The sequence below is a fragment of the Janthinobacterium sp. ROICE36 genome (assembly GCF_002869965.1).
Classification (GTDB): domain Bacteria; phylum Pseudomonadota; class Gammaproteobacteria; order Burkholderiales; family Burkholderiaceae_D; genus Janthinobacterium.
The window spans coordinates 23,234-44,481 of the sequence record NZ_PEBS01000014.1; the positions used below are offsets into that span (position 1 = coordinate 23,234).

General features: G+C 66.0%; 12 protein-coding genes and 1 pseudogene. 9 read left to right on the forward strand and 4 right to left on the reverse strand.

Features of this window, described 5'->3' with window-relative positions:
* The first annotated feature begins 26 nt into the window (after positions 1-26).
* Entirely contained in the window at positions 27-194 is a 168-nt protein-coding gene (locus tag CSZ94_RS27955) for a hypothetical protein (protein WP_180977399.1), read from the forward strand.
* On the opposite strand, the gene CSZ94_RS08130 is transcribed toward CSZ94_RS27955, so the two are convergent.
* The 3 genes from CSZ94_RS08130 to CSZ94_RS08140 form a co-directional block, all read right to left on the reverse strand.
* Positions 191-3,949, reverse strand: coding sequence for an AAA family ATPase (locus tag CSZ94_RS08130; RefSeq protein WP_102121049.1), 3,759 nt, complete (start codon positions 3,947-3,949; stop codon positions 191-193). The two genes, CSZ94_RS27955 and CSZ94_RS08130, sit on opposite strands and share 4 nt — an antisense overlap.
* 16 nt (positions 3,950-3,965) lie before the next feature.
* A complete protein-coding gene (locus tag CSZ94_RS08135; protein ID WP_102121050.1) occupies positions 3,966-5,192 on the reverse strand; it encodes an exonuclease SbcCD subunit D C-terminal domain-containing protein in 1,227 nt (408 codons plus the stop codon).
* Positions 5,193-5,259: 67 nt separating this feature from the next.
* On the reverse strand, positions 5,260-8,280 hold the full coding sequence (locus tag CSZ94_RS08140; RefSeq protein WP_258000840.1) for a PAS domain-containing protein: 3,021 nt from the start codon (positions 8,278-8,280) through the stop codon (positions 5,260-5,262).
* A 281-nt stretch (positions 8,281-8,561) separates the two neighbouring features.
* Between CSZ94_RS08140 and CSZ94_RS08145 the strand changes: the two genes are divergently transcribed.
* Positions 8,562-8,933 (forward strand): YajD family HNH nuclease, encoded by a 372-nt coding sequence (locus CSZ94_RS08145; RefSeq protein ID WP_010396763.1) that lies wholly within the window; start codon positions 8,562-8,564, stop codon positions 8,931-8,933.
* Positions 8,934-8,955: 22 nt separating this feature from the next.
* Positions 8,956-9,624 carry a response regulator gene (locus CSZ94_RS08150; protein WP_102121052.1) on the forward strand — a complete coding sequence of 223 codons (669 nt, stop codon included), beginning with the start codon at positions 8,956-8,958 and terminating at the stop codon, positions 9,622-9,624.
* A gap of 37 nt (positions 9,625-9,661) precedes the next feature.
* On the opposite strand, the gene CSZ94_RS08155 is transcribed toward CSZ94_RS08150, so the two are convergent.
* Positions 9,662-11,815, reverse strand: a complete 2,154-nt coding sequence (locus tag CSZ94_RS08155; RefSeq protein WP_102121053.1) for a TonB-dependent receptor domain-containing protein — start codon at positions 11,813-11,815, stop codon at positions 9,662-9,664.
* A 298-nt stretch (positions 11,816-12,113) separates the two neighbouring features.
* Here CSZ94_RS08155 and CSZ94_RS08160 point away from each other — a divergent pair.
* The 6 genes and pseudogenes from CSZ94_RS08160 to moaE all read left to right on the forward strand — a co-directional run bounded on the left by CSZ94_RS08160 (position 12,114) and on the right by moaE (position 21,201).
* Positions 12,114-13,396 (forward strand): annotated as a pseudogene (locus CSZ94_RS08160) (winged helix-turn-helix domain-containing protein).
* Positions 13,393-14,385, forward strand: coding sequence for a DUF2804 domain-containing protein (locus CSZ94_RS08165; protein WP_102121054.1), 993 nt, complete (start codon positions 13,393-13,395; stop codon positions 14,383-14,385). The pseudogene CSZ94_RS08160 and the gene CSZ94_RS08165 overlap by 4 nt, the downstream one beginning before the upstream one ends.
* A 109-nt stretch (positions 14,386-14,494) precedes the next feature.
* Complete coding sequence (locus CSZ94_RS08170; protein WP_180977400.1) at positions 14,495-17,191, forward strand: bifunctional acetate--CoA ligase family protein/GNAT family N-acetyltransferase; 2,697 nt, start codon at positions 14,495-14,497, stop codon at positions 17,189-17,191.
* 105 nt (positions 17,192-17,296) lie between these two features.
* Positions 17,297-17,959 (forward strand): hypothetical protein, encoded by a 663-nt coding sequence (locus CSZ94_RS08175; RefSeq protein WP_146009771.1) that lies wholly within the window; start codon positions 17,297-17,299, stop codon positions 17,957-17,959.
* 192 nt (positions 17,960-18,151) lie between these two features.
* Positions 18,152-20,737, forward strand: a complete 2,586-nt coding sequence (locus tag CSZ94_RS08180) for a DUF349 domain-containing protein (protein ID WP_102121093.1) — start codon at positions 18,152-18,154, stop codon at positions 20,735-20,737.
* Positions 20,734-21,201 carry a molybdopterin synthase catalytic subunit MoaE gene (gene moaE, locus CSZ94_RS08185; RefSeq protein ID WP_102121056.1) on the forward strand — a complete coding sequence of 156 codons (468 nt, stop codon included), beginning with the start codon at positions 20,734-20,736 and terminating at the stop codon, positions 21,199-21,201. Before CSZ94_RS08180 ends, moaE begins: the two co-directional genes overlap by 4 nt.
* Positions 21,202-21,248: the final 47 nt, after the last annotated feature.

Genomic DNA, 21,248 nt, shown 5'->3' on the forward strand with positions numbered 1-21,248 from the left:
CTGACCGCCATTGAAGAGGTAGCAGCATGGAAAAACATGACAAGGAAAGGTCTGTACTGCCGGCCAAGGAGCTGGTCAGGAAGTGGTTGAAAGCGGAGCTGGAACAGCGCCGGCCACCGCCCGACCCCGAGCAGATCCGCCGAGAACTGGGCTGGGATTTGCTCAGGCTGGGCCGCGAAGCTGTGCCACGCTAGCGCACCGTCACCACGCTCTTGCCGCCGGACCCCGGCTGCACGAGGATGCGGGTGGCGATGCGCTCCGTCATTTCCTGGACGTGCGAGATGACGCCCACCTTGCGGCCCATCGCTTGCAAGCCGTCCAGCGCATCCATGGCCACGCGCAGGGTTTCCGTGTCCAGGCTGCCGAAACCTTCGTCGATGAACAGCGATTCTACGCGCACCCGGTTCGACGATAGCGAGGCCAGGCCCAGCGCGAGGGCCAGCGAGACGAGGAACGATTCGCCGCCCGACAGCGAGTGCACGGAGCGCAGCTCGCCGCCCATGTCCTGGTCGCGCACCATCAGGCCGAGCGACGGATTGTTCGGGTTGTCGATGCGCTCCAGCTGATAGCGGCGCGCCAGGTGGTTCAAATGCGCGTTGGCATAGCCCAGCAGCACTTCCAGCGTGAATTGCTGCGCATAGTTGCGAAATTTCTTGCCGTCGGCCGAGCCGATCAATTCATTCAGGCTGGCCCAGCGCCGTTCGATGATGGCTTGCGCCTCGATTTGCGCCAGCATCGCGTGCGCGCTGTGGCGCCTGGCGTCGTCCTGCGCGATGGCCAGGCGTAAGCGCGTCGCTTCCTGGTTGGCCGCCTGGCGTTCCGCGCCAAGCGCGTCAAGCGCGGCCTGTAGCGCGGCGACGTCCGTTTCCAGTGCTTCCGGTGGCCGCTCCAGGTGATCCGCATGCTGCTGCCGGCGCTCGGCCAGCACGGAGAGCGCCGCCGTGTGGCGGTCGGCGATCACTTGCAGGGCGTCCCGTTCGGCGCGCATGGCTTCCGGCGCGATGGCCAGATGCGCGCGCAAATCGTCAAGCGTGGCGGGCGCGTGAGCGGGATGGACAAGCTGGAACTGGCGCAGCCAGTCCTCCAGCGCTGCCGCGGCATCGCTGTCTTGTTGGCGCAAGGTATCCAGACGCAGGGTCGCTTGCGCGCACGCTTCATCGAGCCGCGCGCGCGCCTGGCTGGCCGACTGCGCCGCCGCTTGCTGCTGCGCCAGCAGCTCCTTGCCTGCCGTGATGGCGGCTGCCAGTGCGCGCTCGACCTCGGCCACGCCCTGGCCCTGCCATAGCGCGTTGCGCTGCGCTTGCAGTGCCGTGCGCTGTTTGTCGGTGGCGGCAAAGGCGGCGTGGGCTTCCTGCGCCGTTTGCTGCGCCTTGCCGGCGGCCAGCAGCACCGCTTCCAGCTGCGCTGCCAGAGTCGCCAGCGCGTGGCCGCGGTTGTCCTGGTCTGCCTGCTGTTTCAGCCATTGCCGGCTTTCCGTTTCGCGCGCCGCGCGGAAGTCGGCCGGTCCTGCGCGCCAGCTGTCTTTCCAGTCCTCGGCGCCGTCGGCGTCGGCAAAGGCGGCATCGAGCTGCGCCAGCAAGGCATCGAGCGCGGCGCGCGCCGTCTCGCCCTTGTCGGCATTGCCGGCTTGCTGCGCTTGCAGCTGCGCCAGCCGCGCTTGCGCATCGGCGACGGTGCTTGTGCAGCGCGCGTGGTCGCTGGCCGCCAGTTCATGCGCCGCCTGCGCTTGTTCGCGCCGCGCGCTGGCCTGGCGCAGCGCCGCCTCCTGCTGCGCCAGCGCCTGCATGCCGGCCGCATTGGCTGCCAGCTGCTGCGTGAACCAGTCCGCGCGCTGGTTTTCCGGCGGCAGTTGCAGCTTGTCGCCATGCGGCCGCCACTGCGTTTCCAGGGTGGCGATGGCGGGCGGCAGAGCCGCCAGTTCGGTTTCTATTTGTGCCTGTTCGCGCGCATAGCCGGCCAGCGCCGACTTGTGCGTGGCCAGCTGCTCCAGATTGCTGCGCGATTGCGTGCGGCAGGCCAGTACTTCATCTTGCAAGCTGGCCAGCATCGCCTGCAAAGCGTGATCGGCGTGGCTGTACGGATGGTCGAGTGCGCCGCAGACGGGGCAGGGCTGCTCGTCCTGCAAGGTGGCGCGCAGCTGTTCGACGCTGGCCGCGCATGCCGCTTCGGCACCTTTCAAGGATTTTTCCGCCTGCGCCAAGCGGGCCTCCAGCAGCGCCGTCTGCGCCGCTTCCGTCGCCAATGCCGTACTTTCCGCTTGCGCTGCCTGCGCCAGCTGGGCTGCCCTGGCTTGCCAGTGCGCCAGCGCCTGCTGCTGGCGTGCCAGTTCGCTCCAGGTTTTTTCCGCGCTGGTCAAAATGCGCGCGTGCGCTTCCAGCTGGCCGCGCTGTTCCTGCAGCCCCTGGCCATCGATGGCATGCACGGCGGCTGTCGCTTCGCGCCGTTCGGCATCGCGCGCCGCCAGCACGGCTGCGGCGCTGGCCAGCGCCGCTTGCGCCGCCTGCGTGGCGTCAAAGGCCTGGTGCACCTGGCGTGCCGAATCGGCCATGCTGGCGTCGGCCGCATCGGCTTGCGCGGCCGCTTGCCCGGCCTGGGCGAACAATTGATCCCACAACTGCCACGCTTGCGCCAGCGCCTGCCACTGCTGGTGCGATGCCAGCCACTGGCGTCCCGCTTCCTGTTCCGCCTGCGCGGCGTGCTGGCGCTGCTGCAGCGCGTGCAGCGTGGCGCGCGCCGATTCGTTGGCCTGGTCGGCGGCCAGGGCGCCATCTTGCGCCTGGCGGTGCGCGGGCAAGTGGGCGGCAATGCCGGCGTCGAGCGCCTTGGCTTGATCGAGCTGGGGCGCGGCATCGCGCTGCGCCGCTTCACGGGCCAGCAAGGCTGTGGCCGCCAGCTGCAAGGCCTGCGCCAGTTGCGCTTCGCTGGCCACGGCGTGCGCCGCCTGCGCGCGCGACGCTTCCAGCGCGGCGCCGGTGCTGGCGATCTCGCCCGCCAGGCGCGCCACGTCGTCGATCAGGGGGCGCGCCGGTTGCAGCAATTCCCACTGCGCCAGCGCCGCGCGGCGTTCTTCGGCAGCGGCGCGTTCAAAGGCCGCGCTATCGAGCGCCTCTTGCGCGGCGCTGACCTGGGTTTGCAGCTTGTGCGTCTCCTGGTGCCAGCGCTGCTGCAGTTCCAGCACTGCCTTGCGCAAGTCGATCGTTTGCAAGGTGGTCTCGGCTGCGCCGCACAGCACCTCGGTCTCGGTGCGTGCTTCCGGCGACAAGGGCCGCTGGTCGGCCAGTTTTTCGCCCAGGCGTTCGAGGACCTGCTTTTCCTTTTTCGCCCGCTCGAAGGCGCGCATGGAAATATCGGTATAGATGCTGCTGCCCGTCAGGGTTTCCAGCAACTCTCCCCGTTCATTGTCTTCCGTCTTGAGGAAGGTGGAAAATTCGTTCTGCGCCAGCAGCACGGCGCGCGTAAACTGGTCGAACGACAGGCCGATGCGTTTTTCGATCTCTTCCTTGACTTCCGTCTTGGTGCCGCCGATGGGTTGCAGCGCGGGCAGCTGGTGCAAGCTCATGGCGGTCGCCTGCAGCGCCCCTTCGGCCCGGGTGCGCGAGCGGCGCACGCTCCAGCGCGCGCGGTAGCTCGCACCATCGTTGCCGACGAAATCGACTTGCGCGTAACCGTCCGGCGTGCCGCGGCGCAGCAGGGTGCGCGTATCCTGGGCGTTGACGGTTTCCTTGCCCACGTCAGGCAAGGCGCTGCCCCGGCCCAGCACTTTCAGCAGGCGCGGCGTGGCGTCGTACAGGGCCAGGCACAGCGCGTCGAGCAGGGTGCTCTTGCCCGCGCCCGTGGGGCCACTGATGGCAAACAGGCCGGAAGATGCCAGCGGCTCCTGCTGGAAGTCGACTTCAAATTCGCCAGCCAGCGAGGCCAGGTTCTTACCGCTGATTTTCAGGATTTTCATGTTTTTTCTGGTGCAGTCAGGCGCCGGGCAGCAGCAGTTCGGCCAGCGCCGAGAGGAGTTCTTGTGGCGCTTCCTTGGCGTATTTTTGCAAGTACAGGCGGCGGAAGATGTCGTCGGGCTGCAGCTGGCCCAATTGGTCGAGCGTCATGTTCTCGGGCGCGCTGCTGCGCGGGGCGCTTGAGGTTTCGATTTTCGCCAGGCGCACGCTCTTGCCGTCGAGTGCCGTTTCGATGCGCGTGCGCAGGCCCGGCTCGGGCGCATCCAGGCGCACGCGCACTTCCAGGAATGGCTGCGTTTCCGGTGGCGCCGCAGGCACGTCGAGGGCGGCCAGCTGCGCCAGCACTTCGGCAATCGGCGCCGGCGTGGCGGGCACGCGCAGCAGGGGCACGGCGCGCGGCACCTCGATGGCGCGCACCGACTGCAGCGTTTCGCCTTCGATGTCGAGGCACAGCACCTGGTGGCGGTAGTTCACTTCGGCAAACGACAGGGGAATCGGGCTGCCGCAGTAGCGGATATATTCTTGCCCGCCGACGGTTTGCGCCTTGTGCAAATGGCCCAGCGCCGCGTAGGCGATGGCGGCGTCGAAGATCCCCGATGGCAGCATCTCGGTGCCGCCGATGACGATGCGCCGTTCGGAGTCGTTCGACATCTCGCCTCCCACCATGTGGCAATGGCCCATGGCGAGGATGGCTTGCCCGGGCTGGCGGCGCGCCAGCGCCAGATCCGTCAACTGGCGGTACAGCAGGGCGATGCCGCCCAGGTAGGCATCCTGGATATCGCCGGCCGGCAGCTTCGGCACGTCGCCGGGGCGCAAGAAAGGCACGGCCAGGCACCAGGCCTGCACCTGCCCATCGGCGCCCGACAAGGGCAGCAGCAGGCGTTCCAGGTCGACGTCGCCATTCTCGCCGCGCAGCAAATGGCCGATGACGTGCGTGCCGTGCGCGGCCAGCAGGGGGGCTGGCGCTTCGAGCCGTCCGGCCGAATCGTGGTTGCCGGCGACGACGATCAACTGCAGTGCGGGCAGGCGCGCGCGCGCCTGCTGCAGGAACACGTACAGCTGCTTTTGCGAGGCGGCCGACGGGTTGGCGTTGTCGAACACGTCGCCCGCCACCAGCAGCACGTCGACGCGTTCGGCCACGAGCGTGTCGAGCAGCCAGTCGAGGAAGCGCTGGTGCTCGTAGCCCCGTTCATAATTATGCAGGGTCTGGCCCAGATGCCAGTCGGAAGTGTGCAGCAGGCGCATGGTGGGGCAAGGGTAGGGAAGACAGGCGCCAATATAGCAGGAATGGCGCCAGGCGCCAGCGGCTGGATCAAAGCACTGCAGCACCCACGCGATAAGTGTTCCTGCCTTCCTGCTTGGCCTGGTACAGCAGCACGTCGGCGCGCTGCAGCAGCACGGCAGGGGGAATGTCTTCGGCGCGGTAGAAGGCCAGGCCAATGCTGGCGGAAATGCGCACGGTGATGCCATCGAGTTCGAACGGCTGCTGCATGGCGGCGACGACCTTTTCCGCCAGCAGAGCCGCGTCGTCGGGCTTGGCGATCTGTTCCATGATGATGGTGAATTCGTCGCCGCCCAGGCGGGCGATGATGTCGGTGACGCGCATGGTTTGCGTCAGGCGCTGGGCGAAGGCGCGCAGCAGGGCGTCGCCGGTGCCGTGTCCATGCGTGTCGTTGACGGGCTTGAAACGGTCGATATCCATGTACATGACGGCCATCAGGTGCTGCTGCTGGCGGCTCGCGTGCATGGCATCGCTGAGTTTTTGCTGGAAGCCGGCGCGGTTCGACAAGCCGGTCAGCGCATCGACCTGGGCCAGCTTCAGCAAGCGCTGTTTTTCGCGCTTTTGCACGGTGATATCCTGGCGCATCACGTGAAAACCCGCCACCTGCAGCTTGTCTTCGCCGATCTGCGGGATGTAGATCACTTCCATGCAGCGTTCGATGCCTTCCTTTTCATCTTCTTCCTCGAAGCTCAAGGTTTCGCCCGCCAGCACGCGTTCGATATACGGCGCCACCGTGCGGTAGCGCGCTTCGCCCACCGTCTCGCGCACGCTGCTGCCCAGCGCCAGCCGGCCCGTCAGGCCGAATTCGCGTTCATAGGCGATGTTCAGGAAACGGTAGATCTGCTCGGCGTCGATGTAGGCGACCATTGCCGGCAAGGTGTCGGCAATGGTGCGCAGGCGCGCTTCGCTTTCCAGCAGCGCCACTTCCGATTCGCGCAAGGTGGTGATGTCGTCCAGGCTGCCCACGTAGCCTTCGATCTGGCCGTCGATGAGGATGGGGGCAATTTTAACGGAGACCCAGACCAGCCTGCCGTCGGGTTGCAGGCAGCGCAAGGTGGACTGGAAGGGCGCGTGGCTGCGCGTAAGCTGTTCCAGCGCCACGTGCATCAGCGGATAGTCGTCCGGGTGCAGGGCGCTGGTCCAGCCGGCGCCCAGGGCGGCGGCGCGCGGCAGGCCCGTGATCGATTCGAAGGTGCGGTTGACGTAGGTGCAGCGGCGCTGGCGGTCCAGGCGCACCAGTCCGAGCGGCGAGGCGTCGTTGACGGCGGCCAGTTCGGCCTGTTTCTGGCGCAGTTCCAGTTCCTGCTGGCGGCGCTGCGAGATATCCTCGGCGATGCACAGGATATGTTCGATCTGCTGGCGCTCGTCGAACACGGGCACGGAGACGGCGCGCAGGTAACGCAGGCTGCCATCGCGCAGGCGCAAGGGCTTTTCCGTATGCTCGATGACGCCGCGCTCGGCCAGGATGGCGCGGTCGTCTTCGGCATCGTGCAGGCCGAAGCCGGGCGGAAAGGCCTGGCAATCGGTCTTGCCGATGACGTCGGCGGCCAGGTGGCCGGTGATATCCTCGGCCGCCTTGTTCCACACCTCCATCTTGCCGAAATTTTCCGGACGCGCGCTTTTTACGTAGACCAGCACCGGCAAATGGTCGATCAGCGACTGCAGGAAGCTGCGGTTATCCTGCAGCGCCAGTTCGTCGTGCTTGCGCGCGCTGATGTCGCGCGAGGTGACGGCTACGCCGTCGGTGATGGGCACCACCTGGTGGCGCAGCCAGCGCGTGCCGCCCGAGGCCAGTGTCAGTTCGAATTCGTCCTCCAGCGGCTGGCCCGTTTCCATCACCAGCACGAAGCGCTTGAAAAAACGCTCGCCGCGCAGCAGCGGCACCTGCGGCAGTACGCGCTGGCCCAGCAGTTCGGAGCGTGGCTTGCCCAGCATGTCGGCGGCCCGCTCGTTGACGTCGGCGAAGATGAAGTCTTCCACCGGCTTGCCCGGCGCGGGGCGCCAGGCCTTCAGCAGCAGCACGGCATCGAGGCTGCCCTGGTGCGCTGCGCGCAGCAAGGCTTGCGTTTCCTTGGCCTGGCGGATGCTGCGGCGCAGGCGTGCACTCTGACGCATCAGCAGAGCAGTAAAGCCGGCAATGAGCACGCTGGCAGCGAGCAGCGCGCCGACATACGCCAGGCGGCGATGTTCGAAGCGCGTCAGGGCAACGGCACGGCTGACGCCCACCACGGCCAGCAGCGGGTAGCGCGACAGTTCGCGGTAGCTGTAGATGCGCGCCGTCGCGTCGACGGGCGGCTCGATCAGCAGTTCTTCGGGCGCGTGCCGGGGCGCACCAGGCATGCGGAAGTCGATGCGGTCGCTGAGGATCAATTGCTCGCCGATGCGCCCCACCGTCAGGCCGCTGTCGCGCGCCACCAGCATCAGCGCGCCCTGTGCGTCGAGGTTCAGGCGGTCGTAGTCGTCGACAAAATACGTGGGGTCGACGTGGATGATGATGGCGCCGGCAAAGCCGCCCTGCGCATCGTTCAGGCGGCGTGCCAGGCGGATGGTCCAGTGCTTGCTGCCAGCGTCGAGCATGGGCGTGTCGACCAGGGCCGTGTCGGACGTATTCGCGGCCAGTGCCCTGAAAAATGCCTGCTTGGCCAGGTTTTCCGGAAAATACGCGTTGGCGCTGTCGGTCACATTGCCTTGCGCGTCGATGAGGGCGATCGGCAGTGCCAGCTTCGACGGCAGCACGCTGTCGAGCAGGCCCTGGCGGCGCGTGAATTCATTCAGGCGCAGCCCGCCGTCCGTTTCCTCGTATTTGAGCTTGAACAGTTGGGTGGCGTGGTCCGTCTGGCGCAGAGTGAAACTGGTATGGTCGGCCAGAGTGCGCGCCAGCGACTGACTGACGGCCACGGCGTCGCGCACGGCGCTGGCGCGCTCCTGGCTCACCTGGTAAAAGACGGCCGCCCACAGCGCCAGCAGCAAGATAAGCGCAAACAGGGGCACCAGGCTGAGTCGGTACAGGCGGCGGGCAAGGCGTTGCAGGGATATTGTTATCGCTATCACGGGCGCTTGCAGGCTGGATTCATGGTAAAGGGGAGGGGCGGCGTGGCGCGCATGATAGCCGATTCGGCTGCCTTGCGGCTAACCCTGTTGCCGCCGCTGCCATCGTCTGTTCGCGGTCTGTCGCTGGGCTTATTCTGCGTTAAATCAAGTTTCTGTGGTGCCGCGCACGCAAAAAAAAGCACGCCGGCGGCGACACGGGCTGGTGCCGTGGCAGAAAAAGTACAATTGCGCCCCCATCCTCATTAAAATGAGCGCTTCTACCTCCCATATCGAAAGTTGTCATGCAGAGTAAAAAGCCCGACGCGGCAAGACTGGACAAGATCGTGGCCGAAGCGCGCCGCGCCGCCGACCAGCGCGAGAGCGGCTACCGCGAGCGCTCGCTGAAGATGTATCCGTGGGTGTGCGGTCGCTGCACGCGCGAATTTACGCGTGCCAACGTGCAGCAACTGACGGTGCACCACCGCGACCATAATCATGACAACAATCCGCCGGACGGCAGCAACTGGGAATTGCTGTGCCTGTATTGCCACGACAATGAGCACTCGCGCTACCTGGAAGCGGACCGCGGCGCCGGCCTGCTGTCGGCCGAGGTAGCGCCTGCCACCCACAATCCCTTCGCCGCGCTGGCCGGTCTGATCAAGAAGAAGGACTGAGCGGGCCGCCGGCCCCCACCCCATGCGCATCTTGCTGACCGAAGACGATCCGCAACTGGGTCGCGCCACGCAGATCGGCCTGGAACAGGGCGGCTATGCCGTCGACTGGGTCACGAGCGCTGAACAGGCGCACACGGCCGTGCGCCTGCACGACTATGGCTGCATCCTGCTCGACCTGGGTTTGCCGGGGCAGGACGGCATGCAGGCGCTGGGCGTGCTGCGCGACCAGGGCTACAGCGGCGCCGTGCTGATCGTCACGGCGCGTGACAAGGTGGGCGAGCGTATAGCGGGCCTGGACGCGGGCGCCGACGATTTTTTGGTGAAACCGTTTGACCTTGACGAGCTGGCCGCGCGCATCCGCAGCGCCTGCCGGCGCGCCGCCGGTCGCCTGCGCGAAAACCTCGTGCATGGCGAGCTGATGCTCGATATCGCGCACCGGCAGGTGACGCAAGGCGGCTTGCCCGTGACCTTGACGGTGAAGGAGTTCCGCATCCTGCAACTGCTGCTGGAACACGGTGGCCGGGTGCTGAGCCGGGAACAGCTGGAAAAAAACCTGTACAGCTGGGGTGGCGAAGTGGAGAGCAATGCCGTGCAAGTGCATATCCACCACCTGCGCAAGAAGCTGGGGCGGGACTTGATACGCACCGTGCATGCAATCGGTTATTGCATCGACAAGCCTAAAGCGGTTTGACGAAAAAAAACGGGCGGCCCGGAGGCCGCCCGCCTGATTAGAAATCGACAGTCGCCGACAGCCACAGACGGCGTCCGTCCAGGCTGTTGACATAGCGGTTGGCGTAGGTCAGTGCCGGGCCTGACCCTTGGCGGTAAGGCTGGTAGTCGATGAAGTCCTTGTTGAGCAGGTTGTATACGGCCGCGGTCAGGGTGACGCGCTGGTTCAGCTGGTAGCTGCTGCCCAGGTGCAACATGGTGTAACCCTGGTAGTCGCCCAGCGCGGCCTTGGCGGCGCGCGTGGAAGCCGAGGTACCGGGATCGCGGAAGCGTTCGCTGCGGTACTCGGCGCGCAGCCAGCCGTTCCACTCGCGCGAGATATCCCAGCTCAGGCGCGCATCGACGGCGTGCTTGGGCGTATCGCTCAGGGGCTTGCCGGCGTTGCTGCCGCTCTTCTGTTCGCTTTCCGTGTACGTATAGTTGGCGCTGGCCGACAAGGTCTTGCCCAGCGGGAAGCGCGTGTTCAGCTCGACGCCCCGCGTGACGGCCTCATCCACATTGACCGACTGGCCAAACGCATCCACATTGGGCCAGTTGCCGAAGCTGACGCAGTCGGGACGGTTCGGCGATGGACGGTAATCGCAGTTGACGAGGCCCGTGCCCGTGGTGATCTTGTCCTTGAATGTATTGTTGAACAGGGAGCCGCTGGCGGTCCAGCCGGCCAGGTTGTCGAAATACGCGCCGATTTCCGTTGTCGTGCTCGTTTCCGGCTTCAGGTTCGGGCTGCCGACGAGGGGAATCGTGCCCTGGCCGCCGAAACCGTTGATGCCTGGCGACAATTGTTCCACGCGCGGCGTCTTGTAGCCCTTGCTGACGCCGCCCTTGACGGTCCAGCTTGGCGTCGCATTCCACACGGCATAGGCGCGCGGGCTGGTCTGGCCGCCAAAGATGCTGTGATCGTCATAGCGGGCGCCGAAGGTCAGCGCGAGATGCTCCAGCACCTGCCATTCGTCTTCCACGAACAGGGCTTTTTGCGTGAATTCGAATTTTTTTGGCGCCACGCCATCCGTCATTTCCGCCCTCCACCATTGTGCGCCGATGGTGGCCATGTGTTTGCCCAAAGGCATGACCAATTTGGTATCGAAGACCTGGCTTTCCACTTCCAGCGTGCGCGCGCTGCCGGCGACGGCGCCCGGCGTGCCTGGCGGAATCGTGCGGCCCAGGGTTTCCGTCTTGTTCACCATGTAGCTGCTGTCGAGGGTGCCGAAGCCGAAGCGGCCCGTGTGCGACAGGGTCCACTGGTCGCGCTTGTATTTTTGCTCGGGACCGTAGCCGCCCTGCACCGTCTTGGTGCCGAGTTGGCCGTTCGAATTGTCGTAGGTCTGGCGGCCCGCGTCGGCGTCGAGGATGACGGTGTGGTAGCGGTTCGGCGTAAAGGCCAGGCGCGCGCCGAAGTTGGCTATGTCCGCACGCACGGGGTTGGCGCCCATGTTCGGCACGATTTCCGCACCGGCCGCGTCGTTGTAGCCGATGTTGGCCGCATCGCGGCGCTGCTTGCTGCCGCGCAGGGATAGGCCCAGCAGGTCGGTGGCGATGGGGCCGCTCAGGTAGAAGCGGCCGTTTTTCACGTCGCCGAAGTCCGATTCCTGCTGCAAGGTGTAATCGGCCGAGACGGAGCCCATCCACTGCTTGCCCACCTTGCGCGTGATGATGTTGATCACGCCGCCCATGGCGTCCGAGCCGTACAGGGTCGACATGGGGCCGCGGATGATCTCGATGCGCTCGATGGCGGCCAGCGGCGGCATGAAGCTGGTCTGCGTGCCGCCGAAGCCGTTCGGCGTGACATTGCCGGCCGCGTTCTGGCGCCGTCCGTCGATCAGCACCAGCGTGTAGTCGCTGGGCATGCCGCGGATGCTGATGTTCATGCCGCCCGTCTTGTCGCCCGCCGCGCCCACGTCGATGCCTTCCACGCTTTCCAGCGCCTGCGTCAGGTTGCCGAAGCGCTCTTTCGACAGCTCGGCGCGCGTCAGCACGGTGATCGAGGCGGGCGCCTGTTTGATGTCCTGTTCGAAACCGGAGGCGGACACGACCACTTCCGGCATGCTGGCAGGCGTACCCGTCTGGGCGTAAGCCGGCAGGCAGGACAGGGTGGCCAAGGCCAGGGCCAGGGTGGTGGGGCGCGGCAGGCGCGGGCGGCGGGTGCTGTTGGACATGCAAACTCCTGGAGGGTTGATCAGTTATTGGTCTGTATTGTTTAAGTAATGGGAATCATGGAGGCAATAAGAATCATTTACAGTTGCGGACCTGGCTTCCCAAAAAATATTTTGCTCCGAAGCATGCGCAGAAGTTCTTAAGAGATTCTTAACAAGCTGACCGGGAATGCGCGGCACTGTGTCGTCGTCGTCGTCGTCGTCGGCTGCGGCGTCGTGCGCCTGGGTTGCGTGCCGTTGCCGGGCAAGCCGATAGCGATAAAACGTGCAAGTGTCACGCGGAATGCGGTATCTTTCAGCTATGCACAGCCCAGACAAGCAGATTTCTCCCGACCTCCCCCCTTTATCGCTGGCTGCCGCGCGCGCCTTGCACCTGGCCGCGCAGGGATTGCTGCAGGCGCGCCGCAAGAAGGCCGTCAGGCCGACGTGCTGGCCGCCGTGCGCCAGATGGGCGTGCTGCAGATCGACACCATCCACGTGGTGGCGCGCAGCCCGTATCTGGTGCTCTGGAGCCGGCTGGGCGACTATCCGCAGCCTTGGCTGGAGCAATTGCTGGCCGAGGGCGCGCTGTTCGAATACTGGGCGCATGAAGCCTGCTTCGTGCCCATCGAAGACTATGGCTTGTACCGCCACCGCATGCTCGATCCGGCCGCCATGGGCTGGAAATATTCGGTCAAGTGGATGTCCGAGCAGGGCGACGCCGTGGCTACGGTGCTCGAACATATCCGCGTCAACGGCGCCGCGCGCTCGGCCGACTTTGAACGCACGGATGGCCAGGCGGGCGGCTGGTGGAGCTGGAAGCCGGAAAAACGCGCGCTCGAAGTGCTATTTACGTCAGGCGTGCTGATGATCGCCAAACGCCATCAGTTCCAGCGCTATTACGACCTGGCCGAACGCGTGCTGCCAGGCTGGCACGACGGCTTGCTGCCGCCCGAAGAGCAAGTGCGGCGCCGCCTGCTGCTGGCCAGCGTGAAGGCCCTGGGTCTGGCACGCGCCGGCTGGATCAGCGATTACTTCCGCACGAAACAAGCGCGCGCCAGCCTGGCGCAGGATCTGCAGGCGCTGGCGGACGAGGGCGCGTTGCTGCGCTGCGCCGTGGCTGGCTGGGAGGATGCCGTGTATGTGCATGCCGAACATGGCGAATTGCTGCGCGCGGCGATGGCCGGCAAGCTGGCGCCCACCCTGACGACGATATTGTCGCCCTTCGACCCCGTCGTCTGGGACCGGCGCCGCGCGCTGGAATTGTTCGGCTTTGACTACCGGCTCGAATGCTACACACCAGCCGAGAAGCGCCGCTATGGCTACTTTACCTTGCCGATTTTGCGCCGCGGCGCGCTGGTGGGGCGCCTGGACGCCAAGGCGCACCGCGCGCAGGGGCGCTTCGAGATCAAGTCGCTGGCGCTGGAAGAGGGCGTGCGCCTCAGTGCCCGCCTGGTGCGGGACGTGGCCGGCGCCGTGCAGCGCCTGGCGCTCTGGCATGCGTGCCCGGAGATTGATATTGCGCGAGCACAACCGGAGGCCTTCGGCGCGCAGTTGGCGGCCGCCCTGCAGGATGGTCGCGACGCGGCAAGGCGGGCCGCATGACGCTGCCATCGGCCCCGCCCGCGCTGCTCGACGCCGACGGCCAGCCCCGTTTTGGCCGCTACACGGGGCAATTGAACGCATTCGACTGGGCTGCGCTGGCGCCGCCGCACGCGCGCGGCGCCCTCTGGCGCTTGTTCCACCACAAGCGCTGGCACTATGTGGCCCTGTCCACGCCCGCCCTGTTCTGCGGCGTGGCCATCGTCGACCTGGGCTGGACCAGCACGGCGTTTGCCTATGCCTTCGACCGCCACAAGGGCAAGATCGTGGCCGCCTTTTCGCAGGATGGCATTCCCGGCCTGTGCGCATCGGTGGCGCCGCATGCGGGCGCCAGCAGCCGCTTCCGCTTCCTCTGGCAAGTGATCGCCATCGAGGCCCAGCCGCAGCAGCGCTACCGTTTGCAGCTCGATTGCGGCCATTTCGGCATCGATGCGGAATTCGGCCCGCCCGTGGCGCCGACCCTGCTGGCCGTGGGGCCCGTGGGCGAGGGCGGCTCCGTGCACGCCACGCAAAAGTCAGGCGGTTTGCCCTTGTGGGGCAGCGTGCGCTGCGGCGCCATGGGCTACAGTCTCGATGACGGCGTGGCCAGCTTCGATTATTCGAACGGCTTGCTGGCGCGCGAGACGGAATGGCGCTGGGCCTCGGCGCACAGCCTGGACCTGGGCTTCAATCTGCAGGCCGGTTATTTCGGCGCGCATGAAAACGCACTGTGGCTCGATGGCCAGCTGTATCCGCTGGGCCGCGCGCATTTCGACTTCAATCCCGACAACCCGCTGGCGCCATGGCATGTGTGGACGGATGACGATCTGCTGGACTTGCATTTCAAGCCCGAGGGCGCGCGGCGCGAAGATAAAAACCTGTGGCTCGCCGCCAGCCGCTACATCCAGCCCATCGGCACTTTCAGCGGCTGGGTGCGTACCAGCGCGGAGTCTCCCAAGCGCATCGTGGCACAGCTGGCGGGCGTGACGGAAAGCCACCGCTCGCGCTGGTAGGTGCGCGCGGATTTTTTGCGAAACGCGCCACAAGGTCAAGTTTTTTTGGCAGCGCATCCTATACACTGGGGTGTTACCAAGCCACTGCGGCAATCCATGAGGCCAGAACATGAGTATCCGTAATCTCGACAAGCTGTTCAAGCCGGCCTCGGTGGCCCTGATCGGCGCCACGGCGCGCGAACACAAGCTGGGTGCCATCGCCCTCTCTAATCTGCTGGGCGGCGGGCAGCAAGGCGCGCAGGACAAAGGGGCGCAGTACAGAGGTGACATCTGGCCCGTCAATCCCAAGTACGACGAGTTGATGGGCCTGAAATGCTACCGCAAGCTGTCCCAGTTGCCCAAGGCGCCGGACCTGGCCATCATCTGCACGCCGCCCGCCAGCATCACGGCCCTGATCCGCGAACTGGGCGCGCTGGGCACGCGCGCCGCCATCGTCATGACGTCCGGTCTCGATCCCGTGCGCGAGCAGTCGCTGCGCCTGGCCATGCTGAAAGCAGCCAAGCCGCATCTGCTGCGTATCCTGGGGCCCAACAGCATGGGCTTGCTGGTGCCGAAGCTGGGGCTGAACGCCAGCTTTGCCCACCTTGGCGCGACCAGCGGCAAGATCGCCTTCGTTTCGCAATCGGGCGCGCTGGTGTCGGGCGTGCTCGATTGGGCCAATGCGCATGGCGTGGGCTTTTCCAAGTTCATTTCCCTCGGTGGCAGCTATGACATCGATTTCGGCGACCTGCTCGACTACCTGGCCGGCGACATCGACACGGCCGCCATCCTGCTGTACATGGAAGACATCCAGGCGGCGCGCAAATTCATGTCGGCGGCGCGCGCGGCCGCGCGCAGCAAGCCCGTCATCGTCTTGAAGGCGGGACGCGAGGCGGAAGGCGCGGCCGTGGCGGCCTGGCATACGGGCGCGCTGGCCGGCTCCGACGCCGTGTATGACGCGGCCATCCGCCGCGCAGGCATGCTGCGCGTGTATTCGGCCGAGGAACTGTTCGACGCCGTGGAAACGCTTACGCATATCCGTTCGCAGCGCGGCGAGCGCATGGCGATTTTATGCAATGGCGGCGGCCTGGGCGTGATGGCCACCGATGCGCTGGTGGGCAGCGGCGGCAAGCTGGCTGATTTGTCGCCCGATACCGTGATCGCCCTGGAAAAGGCCTTGCCACGGGGCTGGTCGCACGACAACCCCGTGGGCTTGCCCGGCGACGCGCCCGTGCAGCGTTATGTCGACGCCATCAAGCCCCTGCTCGACGAGCCGCAGGCGGACGCCTTGCTGTTGCTGCACGCGCCCACGGCCATGATCTCGTCGATCGACATCGCCGAAGCCGTCACGCCGCTGATCAAGGCCACGTCGCGCACGGTGCTGTCGTGCCTGCTGGGCGGCACCACCGTGGCACCCGCGCGCCAGGTCTTTAATCGGGCCGGCATTCCCACCTACGACACGCCGGAAAAAGCCGTGCATGGCTTCATGCAGATCGTGCAATACCGGCGCAACCAGGAAACCCTGATGCAGGTGCCGGCGCAGCTGCCCATGTCGGCCACGCCGCGCCGCGCGCGCGTGCGCGAAATCGTCGCCGCCGCGCTGGCGGCCGGCCAGACAGTGCTGGGCGAATGCCGCGCGAAGGAAATCCTGGCCGCCTACGGCATCCCGGTGGCCACCACGCGCATGGCGGCCGACGTGGAAGAGGCGCTGGCCGTGGCGGCGGACATCGGCTACCCGGTGGCGCTGAAAATCCATTCGCCCGACATCGCCCACAAATCCGACGTGGGCGGCGTGGCGCTCGATCTCGACACGCCCGACATCCTGCGCGCGGCCGCTGCCGCCATGCTCAAGCGCGTGCGCCGCATGCGCCCCGATGCGCTGATCGACGGCTTCACGGTGCAGCAGATGGCGCGCCGGCCGCAATCGCATGAACTGATCGTCGGCGTCACCACGGACGCCGCCTTCGGTCCCGTCATCCTGGTGGGGCAGGGCGGCATCGCCGTGGAAGTGACGGCCGACCACTCCATCGGCCTGCCGCCGCTGAACATGGTGCTGGCGCGCGACATGCTGGCGCGCACGCGCGTGTCGAAACTGCTGGCCGGCTACCGCAACCAGCCGCCGGCCGACATCGATGCCATCTGCTACACCCTGATCCAGGTGGCCGAGCTGGTGGCCGATATCGGCGAACTGGCCGAACTCGACATCAACCCCCTGGTGGCCGACGCCGACGGCGTGATCGCCCTCGACGCGCGCATCCGTTTGCAGCCGGGCCAGAAGAGCGACCGCCTGGCCATCCGCCCGTATCCGCAGGAGCTGGAAGAGCATGTGACGTGGATGGGGCTACCCCTGCTGCTGCGCCCCATACGCCCTGAAGACGCGCCGCAGCACATGGATCTGTTCCACGCGCTGGACCCGGACGACGTGCGCCTGCGCTTTTTCACTTCCATGCGCGAGCTGCCCGTGTCGCAACTGGCGCGCCTGACGCAGATCGATTACGACCGCGCCATGGCCTTCATCGCCACGCACACGGGCCCTGACGGCAAGCCGGAAACCCTGGGCGTGGTGCGCGCCGTGGCCGATCCGGACAATATCCACGCCGATTTCGCCATCGCCGTGCGCTCGGCCCTGAAAGGCAAGGGCCTGGGCCATATCCTGTTTGAAAAGCTGGTCGACTACTTCCGCAGCCGCGGCACGGAAGCGCTCGTGGGCGAGGCGATGGCGCGCAACAAGGGCATGCAGCGGCTGGTGAAAAGCTTTGGCGGCGAAGTCTCGCCGTCGGAAGAGCCGGGCGTCGTCAACCTGCATATCGGCTTGCGCGCGCCTTGAAAAAAGCCGCTGCGGGTTTGTGCAGGATCAAACCCGTCCCTGTCGGTAGTCTTTACACTTTCACTTCCAGGATGACATATCCAGCGCGTTTTCGGGAGTGAGTGCATGCTTACGGCAACATATATATTGGTTTCCCTGTCGGTGGAACAGGCCAGCATCCGCGTGAGCTTGTTAGCTTTTCAAAAATACATGCATGTGCAGTTGCGCCACCAGAACCAGCTCAGCCTGGCGCAGCTGCAGTATGCTGGTGACTGGCTGAACCGGCTGTACCAGGGCGGGTATTGGCGCAAGGTGGAAATGTATCTGATCCCCGCCATCCGCCAGGCCGCGCCGCATGCCGATGGTCTGTTGAATGAAATCAACGGCTTGAACCACGCTGCGCTGGAAAGCATCAATGTCGTGCAGCAGCGCGCGGGCGCCGCCATCGACCATTCCGAATTGCAGGCCGAGCAGCTGTGCGCCGCCATCGACGCCTTTTGCGCAGCCTTGCTGCAGCGCCTGGAAAAAGAAGAACGCGAACTGTTCGCCCTGGCGCGCAAGGTCATCGTGGGCGAAGCGTGGTTTGCCATCGCCTACCAGTTCCTCGCCCACGATGCGCGCGCGCAGGAAGCGCGTCGTGGCAAGGCGCAGGTGTTGCCCTTTGTTTTGCCAGTGCCTTTGCCGTCGCCGGATACGCCTGGCGGTGCCGCTGACGCCAGCGACAATGCGGCCGCTGCCCCTGTGGACGCCGCGCCTGCCATGCCGCTGGCGCGGCGCGCGCAGGCTTGAACGGGTTAGCGAGCGCACACCCCCGTCCGCGCGTCTGCGCCGGCTCCAGGCCCCTGATTTTCTGCTGGCGCTCCCGTGGGGGAAATGCGATGTGGCTCACCACCTTACTCATTTGGTAACTTGTACAGACCTGTCCGATGCAATGCCCCGGGCTTTGTTATGATGGTGGTTTTGATCCACGCGAAACCCGTCATGTTCGAATTTCTTTTCAAGCTTTCTGCCAGCAAGCCTTCCGCACCAGACCCTGTCGTGGCAGAACAGGCCGCCGCCTCGGCGCAGAGCGCATCGCGCCGCGCCGAACAGGTTGCGCGCGCCCATGCCGTGGCGGGCGACGAAGCCGCCGCCTTTGAATGCATTGTCTCCAGCGAATTTGCCGATGCCCGTCTGATCGCGGCCGAACACGTCCATTCCTTGCCGCTGCTGGAAAAAGTCCACCAGGCCATGCGCAACACGGACCGCCGCGTCGCCAAGCTGATGCAGGGCCGCATCGACCTGATCCGCCACCAGGCGGCAGAAACCCAGCGCGCCCAGGCCAGCATCGATACGGCCCAACGCCTGCTGAACGATGACAAGCTGAGCCCGAATCAAGTAGCCGAGCTGGACCGCCAATGGCAAGTCATCAAGGCCACGCCCGAACTGGCGAGCGCCTTTATCGTTGCGCGTGCCGCGCTGGCCGCCCGCCTGGAAGCGCAAGTGGTGTTACAGCGCGCCGTGATCGATGCCGTCGCCGCCGCGCGCGCGTCGGTGAGCAATGGCCAGTCCGCAGGCGAACTGGCGCAGACGCTGGCCCGCCTGGATGCGCAACATGCGCAGCATGCGCAATCGCCCGAGCGCGCTTCGCTGCCGAAACACCTGGAAAGCGATTTCATCCAGGCGCGCGAACAGGCCCAGTCCGCCTTGCAAGCGCTGCAGCAGCACCAGGCCGTGTTCGACGCGCGTCAGGCCGCGCTGACCGAATGGCAGGCGCAGGACGCCGCCACACTCGACGCTGACACCTTGAAGCGCGCTTGGCAAGCCCTGCCGCGCCTGCCCGAGTCGCCGCTGTCCGACAGCCTGCAGCAGCAATTTGCGGCCGTGCTGGCCAGCGCCCCGGCGCCCGTGCAGACGACGGAAACAGAGGCCACACCGGCGCATGCCGCACCTGTACTTGCGCCGCGCAAGCCGCGCCAGGAGCTCGCTCCCGTGTCGAAAGAAGCGACGCAGCAGTTGTTCAAGGTGCTCGACGCCATGGAAGCGGCGCTGCAGGATGGCTTATTGCACGTGGCTTCCGAGCATGACAAGACTTTGCGCGACAGCAAACACGGCCGCCTGACACCTGCGCAAGCGGATCGCCTGGCCCATGTGCGCGGGCAATTCAAACAACTGGCCGACTGGGCGCGCTGGGGCGGCAACGTGTCGCGCGAGGAACTGGTCAAGGCGGGCGAGGAATTGCCGGCACAGGAACTGCCAATGGCCGAGCTGGCCAAGAAAGTGGGCAGCTTGCGCGAGCGCTGGAAGTCGCTCGATACCTTGTCCGGCCCCGCGCCCAAGTCGTTGTGGGAGCGTTTCGACGCCGCCTGCAGCCTGGCGTACGCGCCAGCGGCCCAGCATTTCAAGCTACTGGCCGATGAGCGCCACGGCAACGCGGCCAAGGCCCAGGAATTGATCGCGGAAACGGCGGCCCTGGCGGCCGAAGAGAGTACCGACTGGAAACACGTCGCCTCCGCCTCGCAGCGTTTGCGCCAGGCCTGGACGCGCCTGGGCACCATCGACCGCAAGGAAAAGAAACGCCTGGATACGGAATTTGGCGCCGCGCTGGATGCCCTGTCGAAGCCGCTGGACACGCAGCGCCAGATCGAGACGGCGCGGCGCGAACAATTGATCGTCGAAGTGGGCTTGCTCAAGCCGTCCGAGCGCAACACGGTCGACATGCTGAAAGCCTTGCAAGACAAATGGCAGGAACTGGCGAAAGCCTTGCCGCTGGAGCGCCGCGCGGAACAGGCGCTGTGGCAGCGTTTCCGCGCCGCCTGCGACGACATCTTTGCCCAGCGCAAGGAAACGGCCCATGCGGCTGACCACGAGCGCCGCGAACACCTGCATGCACGCGTAGCCCTGTGCGTCAGCCTGGAAACGGCCGTCGTGCCCGAGGGTGATGACAAGGCCCGCGCGACCTCCATCCAGCACTTGTTGCGCGACACGCGTGCCGCCTGGAACGCCACCGGCCCCGTGCCGCGCGCCAACGAAGCGAAGATCGAGCAGCGTTACCAGGAGGCTGTTGCTGGCGTGCAAGCGCAAGCGGATGCCATCGCCGAGCGCGCCGGTGCGGCCCAGGCCAACGCCCTGCGCGACAAGCTGCGCCTGGTGCAGGCATTGGAAACGGCCTTGCTGGAAGGCGATGCCGGTGCGGATGCGGCCGCTTGGCTTCAGCGCTGGAGCGCCTTGCCACCGCTCGACACCCAGTATGAACGCAGCTTGCAGCAGCGCTTTGCCGCCGCTCAGGCCGCACTGGGCGAGGGCAACGCCGCTTACGTGCAGCAATTGCAGGCCAACCAGCAGCGCTTGCGTGATGAAGTGTTGCGCCTGGAAATCGTCGCCGGCGTCGACAGCGGTGCTGAATTTGCCCGCGATCGCCTGAAAATGCAAGTGGAAGTGTTGCAGTCGTCGCTGAAGTCGGGCCAGAAGCCGCTCACGCAAGTGTCGCAGCTGATGCAGCTGTGCGCGATTGCCGCCGCCACCGATGCGCGCACGGCCAGCCGCATCGAAACCTTGCTGCGCCGCATCGGCGGCCACGCCAAATGAGCACTTCCGTTCGCGTCCAGCACGCTGATTTTGACCTCAGTCAAGAAATTGCACAATTGCGTGCAGGCAACCCCAAGGTAGGCGCCGTCGTTGGCTTTGTCGGCACGGTGCGCGACATGAACGAAGGGCAGGACGTGGCCGCCATGGAACTCGAGCACTATCCGGGCATGACGGAAAAGTCCATCGAGGCCATCGTCGAGCAGGCGCGGGGTCGCTGGCCCTTGTCCGGCGCGTTGGTGATTCATCGTGTAGGGCCCCTGCTGCCGCAGGAACAGATCGTACTGGTGGCCGTCTCGTCCGCCCACCGGGGCGAGGCCTTCGCCGCTTGCGAGTTCATCATCGATTACCTGAAGACGGAAGCGCCGTTCTGGAAGAAGGAAGACACGCCGGAAGGCGCGCGCTGGGTCGATGCGCGCGACAGCGACGAGACGGCGCTGGACAAATGGACGGCACGCCCCAAGTGAGGCGGCTGCGCCGCACACGTTAGCATTAGCCTGAATGCGGCGGTTTT

Excerpts from the sequence above, each read along its gene's own strand:
- CSZ94_RS08165 (WP_102121054.1), top strand. The coding sequence starts at position 13,393 with ATGACGCTGCCATCGGCCCCGCCCGCGCTGCTCGACGCCGACGGCCAG.
- CSZ94_RS08145 (WP_010396763.1), top strand. The coding sequence starts at position 8,562 with ATGCAGAGTAAAAAGCCCGACGCGGCAAGACTGGACAAGATCGTGGCC.
- CSZ94_RS08155 (WP_102121053.1), bottom strand. The coding sequence starts at position 11,815 with ATGTCCAACAGCACCCGCCGCCCGCGCCTGCCGCGCCCCACCACCCTG.
- CSZ94_RS08135 (WP_102121050.1), bottom strand. The coding sequence starts at position 5,192 with ATGCGCCTGCTGCACACTTCCGACTGGCATCTGGGCCAGACCCTGCAT.
- CSZ94_RS08150 (WP_102121052.1), top strand. The coding sequence starts at position 8,956 with ATGCGCATCTTGCTGACCGAAGACGATCCGCAACTGGGTCGCGCCACG.
- CSZ94_RS08175 (WP_146009771.1), top strand. The coding sequence starts at position 17,297 with ATGCTTACGGCAACATATATATTGGTTTCCCTGTCGGTGGAACAGGCC.
- CSZ94_RS08180 (WP_102121093.1), top strand. The coding sequence starts at position 18,152 with ATGTTCGAATTTCTTTTCAAGCTTTCTGCCAGCAAGCCTTCCGCACCA.
- moaE (WP_102121056.1), top strand. The coding sequence starts at position 20,734 with ATGAGCACTTCCGTTCGCGTCCAGCACGCTGATTTTGACCTCAGTCAA.
- CSZ94_RS27955 (WP_180977399.1), top strand. The coding sequence starts at position 27 with ATGGAAAAACATGACAAGGAAAGGTCTGTACTGCCGGCCAAGGAGCTG.
- CSZ94_RS08170 (WP_180977400.1), top strand. The coding sequence starts at position 14,495 with ATGAGTATCCGTAATCTCGACAAGCTGTTCAAGCCGGCCTCGGTGGCC.
- CSZ94_RS08130 (WP_102121049.1), bottom strand. The coding sequence starts at position 3,949 with ATGAAAATCCTGAAAATCAGCGGTAAGAACCTGGCCTCGCTGGCTGGC.